Source organism: Shewanella sp. A22 (assembly GCF_053850585.1).
In genome coordinates this window covers 1-5,328 of record NZ_JBSQBN010000191.1, presented here as the reverse complement: position 1 = coordinate 5,328, position 5,328 = coordinate 1, and the positions used below count along the sequence as shown (strand labels likewise).

Genomic DNA, 5,328 nt, shown 5'->3' with positions numbered 1-5,328 from the left:
AGAGACTCCATTCTGGCGGGTTTCAAAGTCCTTTATGCTTCGTTAGATGCTTTCAAAATACGACGGCATGGTCTATTTTTTTCCATAAAAAATAAGACATTCCCACCATCCATGGCGGTCAGATACTAGAGGTAGAGTAACGCAGGAGCTTGTTACCGAGGATCACTATTCGCTTCAATCATCTGCTTTGCCTACAGCACTTTGAACTCCCGCTGAAAGATCACATATTTAATAGGATTGGTATTATATATAAAATGAATTTTATATAATAAAAATAGTTTGTTAGTTACCAAATGAGTTCTTGGTTCAATCCATCATGTCGCTCTTGTGTAAAAAAAACTGATTATCGTTCTTTGCCAAAATATTGTGCTAATCTATCTTTAATATCCCCGTGTTTATTACCAGCCAGTAAAGGTCATATTTTATGAGTCAACGCAGTATTAACGCCCTGTTTAAACCCACATCTGTGGCAGTGATTGGCGCATCAAACGGTAATAGACGTGCAGGCAAAGCCATTATGAAAAACCTGTTATCCAGTGGTTTTTCTGGGCCAATAATGCCTGTCACCCCTAAGTACACAGCTGTCATGGGGGTATTAGCATATCCCAATATTGAAGCCTTACCCATTAAACCCGATTTAGCCATTATTTGTACAAATGCATTAAAAGTGCCCAGTATTGTTGAACGTTTGGCTCAATTTGGCTGTAAAGTCGCCATTATAATGGCCTCAGGCATGGCATCACAAACAGACGAGCAAGGGAATAATTTATTGGCGCTAACCAAGCAATATGCAAAACGTTACGGTATGCGCTTGTTAGGGCCAAATAGTTTAGGAATGATAATTCCGCCAATAGGATTGAATGCCAGCCTCGCCCATGCGGGAGCCAATGTGGGTAAAATCGCCTTTGTATCACAATCAGCGGCCATTTGTACCACAGTACTTGATTGGGCTAATAACAAGGGAATTGGCTTTTCGTCATTTATTTCTCTTGGTGATGCAACAGATATCGATTTTGATGAATTGCTGGATTATTTAGGTCGCGACAGCAAAACCAGTGCGATCATGCTATATATCGACTCGATTAACGAAAAACGTCATTTTTTATCAGCCGCCCGCGCAGCGTCACGCAATAAGCCCATTTTTGTCATTAAATCTGGCCGTAGCCGTGAAGGAGTGCAAGCTGCAATGCTCCATACTGGTGGAATTGGTGGTAATGATGCCGTTTATGAAGCCGCCTTTAGGCGTGCCGGTATGCTAAGAGTTAATGATCTAATTGAATTATTCGCTGCTGTAGAAAGTCTTGCGCATTCAACTCCCATTAAAGGCGAGCGGATAGTGATTATGAGCAATGGTGGTGGACCTGCTGTGCTTGCAGCAGATGAGTTGATAATAAAGGGTGGCAAACTCGCCCAGTTATCAGAAAAAACTATCGATGAATTAAATGCCATTTTACCCAACACTTGGTCAAAACAAAATCCAATCGACATGATTGGTGATGCAGACAGCAAACGCTATGCTGAAACGCTAAACGTATTAATGAACAGCAACGACACCGACACTATTTTAGTATTGCATTCGCCATCCATATTAGGAGAAAGTGTCGAGACAGCTAACAGTATTATCGACACGATTAATCAACATCCCAATCGGTACCGATTGAACATACTCACTAACTGGAGTGGTGAAGACTCAGCCTATCTCGCTCGTAAACGATTTACCAATGCCAGTATCCCAACTTACCGTACTCCTGAAGGTGCCGTGAGAGCATTTATGCACATGGTCGAATACCGTCGCAATCAAAAACTACTCCAAGAAGTCCCTCAGTCGATACCCGATAATATTCCCACTGATAGCAAAGCAGCGCGGGCGTTATTACAGCAAGCTTTGGCTAATGGTCAAACTGTGGTTGAAACCCATCAAGCTGGCGATATTTTACGGGCTTATGGACTAAACACCATAGAAACCCGTTTTGTTAAAAACGTAGATGAAGCTGTCAATGTCGCGAATCAAGTGGGTTATCCCGTGGCGTTAAAGGTACAGTCTCCAGACTTACTGTATAAATCGGATGTTCACGGCGTAGTATTGAATTTAGCCTCTGATGAAGATGTTAGCCACGCAGCCCACTCTATTATAGATAGGGTGCACCAAATTAATCCTTCTGCAAAAATTGACGGGTTAATTATTCAAAAAATGGCGTTAACGGCAGGAGCCCAAGAAATTCGGGTGTCGGTCATTAACGACCCTGTATTTGGTCCTGCGATCTGTTTAGGTGAAGGTGGTTCAGAATGGGATCCAACCCGTGACGCCGCAGTAGCATTACCACCATTAAACATGGCTCTAGCACGATATATGGTCATTCAGGCACTTAAAACTCATAAACTGCGAGATCGCCATTTACCGTTGGGTCTAGACATGAATGCTTTATGCGTGATGCTGACTCAGATATCGCACTTAATCATTGATTGCCCTGAAATTGCAGAAGTCGATATCAACCCTGTTTTAGCCGCAGGCGAAAAAATTACCCTACTCGACGTTAATATGCGCCTACACGACACCCCACAAGACAACATAAACCGTTTAGCCATCTTGCCCTATCCTAAAGAATTAGAACAAACGACAACGTTAAAAAATGGTCTTGCGGTGATGTTAAGGCCTATATTGCCTGAAGATGAACCAAAGCATTTAGATTTTGATAATTCATTAAGCGACGAAGACAGGTACAAACGTTATTTTGGTGTGCGCTCACGGATGACCCATGAAGAAATGGCCGTGTTAACTCAAATTGATTATTCACGGGAAATGGCGTTTATTGCGACGACTATGACGGAAGATGGTGAAGAGTTAACCTTAGGCGCTGTTAGAGCGTCTATCGACCCAGATAACACTGAAGCAGAGTTTGCCATGGCGGTGCGGAGCAACTATCAAGGGATTGGTTTAGGCAAGCTCTTACTTGAGAAACTAATTACCTACTACAAAACTAATAATACGCTTTATTTAACAGGGTTTACCATGTTTGAAAATCGTAGCATGGCGAATCTGGCTAAATCTCTTGGCTTTACTGTATCATTTGATATGGAAGAGCATTTAATTAAAATGCACATGGTTTTACAGCCAAAAGCCGACTAATCATTCTGCTAATGACCCGTTTGAATATCAACGACAAACTCAAGTACGCCTAGGCGTACTTGACACAATTTTTACCTGCAGATTTAGCCCTGTAAAGTTGCTCGTCAGCCCGTGATAATAACGTATCAACATCATCACCCATTTGAATCATTGCAACCCCAATAGATACCGTAATATGACCGAGATTCTGTTTTTTCTCTTTGCCAATAGAAAGCTGTTTTAATGACACTCTTTCACGGATTTTTTCAGCCACATTCACGGCATCGGTTAATTTAGCATTGGGTAGCATCACTACAAACTCTTCACCACCATAACGCGCCACTAAGTCATCACCTTTAACAGTCTGTTTCATGGCTAATGCAACATAAGCCAACACTTTATCGCCAATTAAATGGCCAAAAGTGTCATTGAAAACTTTAAAGTCATCGATATCAATCATTAATAAACTACAAACCGTTTGAGTCTCAATAAATTTAGTCATCTGCTCTGCTGCAAACAGTTCATAAGAACGCCGATTTTTTAATGACGTTAGTTCATCCGTCATCGCAACTTTACTGAGATTTTCCATTTCAAGTTTAAGATTAGATATCTCATTTGATAACGATTCTAAATTTGCCGATATATGCTGATTATTGGCAATAACTTGTCCAACTTCAACAGTAATTGACTTTACGATTGTGTTCAGTTCATCGGACGAAAGGTTGGTTTGTAATTTTTCACCAAAATCATTAAGGTTATTTGAAAAAGATTCAGTGCCATCACTGAGTTGATCGATTTTATTCAATAAGCTGTTAATCAAAATTTGAGTTTCGATTTGAACATTTTCAATAATTTCTGGTGAATGCTCTTCAATAAACCGATTATATAATCCTAAGTTAACTTCTGGTGTAAATTGAACACCATTAGCAATTAAACCATCAATTGCACGTTTGAGATTTAGATTTGATTCCGAAAAGTAGTCAAACCATATTGCATAATTTTCTGGGGTGACAGGAATCGACAGTGCAGCCATTTTAGGTAAGGCTAATTGAAGAATATGCTCTGTTTTTTCAATGTTATGAGTGTTATGCATCAAAGATTGGACCTTAATAATAATGACGAGGTGTCAAAGGTTATCAGTATGTTATGTCATACTTATGTATTAAACTCAATTATTGATCGACGAATAACATTTTTTGGGACATAAAAGAAAGAGATATAACCCTTTTATCAAAATTCATCGTTTACACAGTATAACTCAACTCATCAAACTGTTATCTTGCTGTTAATTGTGTGACAACCTGATAAATTAAATTTGTTAACGTTAAGGAATATCGTATGCAAGGGATCCGGCTAACTCATATTAACGGTTTTATTATTATTGTCGCTATCATAGGGTTAGTTTCAAAGCCTTTATATGCTTCAAGCAATCAAGCCGAACAAGCAGATGACATAAACATAAATAGCACGGTTATGAATGCGAGAAACTATCAAGCTCAAGATGCCAGTAAGCTTTACCCGGCTCCTAAAACCGGCATGGTTCAACATATATTGACCTTACCCTCCCTAGTAAACGAGGCTAATTACATGCTTGAGATTCAAGTAGGTAAACATACAGCGGTAGACTGCAATAAAGTCAATCTTATGGGGGAAATTGAGACACTTTCACTAGCAGGATGGGGATTGACTTATTATCAAGTCAATAACGTAATCTATGGCCCAACGACAAGAATGATGTGCACTGAAGCTAAAACAAACAAGTTTATCACCCTTAACCAAAGTGTAACCCTAAGCTATGATAGCCGCCAACCGAAGGTGTTTTATTTACCTGAAGGCACAGAGTTACGATATCGGATATGGAAAGCCGTTAGTCAATTTAAGTTCAGTAGCCATTAAAGATAAAAGCAGCATTTGGGGCAGTGTATCTTTGACTATCTTGCACAAATGAATTTACAAGGATTAAATACACTTTTTTAACTGGACTGTAGTGATGACTTTCAGCTTATTTGTACGGCATTATCGCTTATTCATGGACAAAGCGACAAACCATAGCTCAAGCAGTCACACGTTACTACACTTCACAATAAGATTTGCCTTATACCAATCCTATTAAATATGTGATCTTTCAGCGGGAGTTCAAAGTGCTGTAGGCAAGGCAGATGATTGAAGCGAATAGTGATTCTCGGTAACAAGCTCCTGCGTTACTCTACCTCCAGCATCTG

General features: G+C 39.8%; 3 protein-coding genes. 2 read left to right on the top strand and 1 reads right to left on the bottom strand.

The window, feature by feature from the left end; genetic code table 11:
- Window positions 1-424: 424 nt before the first annotated feature.
- Complete coding sequence (locus ACWXWT_RS19800) at window positions 425-3,127, top strand: bifunctional acetate--CoA ligase family protein/GNAT family N-acetyltransferase (RefSeq protein WP_456043289.1); 2,703 nt, start codon at window positions 425-427, stop codon at window positions 3,125-3,127.
- Between the two features lie 49 nt (window positions 3,128-3,176).
- On the opposite strand, the gene ACWXWT_RS19795 is transcribed toward ACWXWT_RS19800, so the two are convergent.
- A complete protein-coding gene (locus tag ACWXWT_RS19795) occupies window positions 3,177-4,199 on the bottom strand; it encodes a GGDEF domain-containing protein (RefSeq protein WP_456043288.1) in 1,023 nt (340 codons plus the stop codon).
- Window positions 4,200-4,444: 245 nt separating this feature from the next.
- On the opposite strand from ACWXWT_RS19795, the gene eco reads away from it, so the two are divergent.
- Window positions 4,445-5,002: a serine protease inhibitor ecotin gene (eco, locus tag ACWXWT_RS19790; RefSeq protein WP_456043287.1), complete on the top strand. Its 558-nt coding sequence runs from the start codon at window positions 4,445-4,447 to the stop codon at window positions 5,000-5,002.
- The last annotated feature ends 326 nt before the right edge of the window (window positions 5,003-5,328 follow it).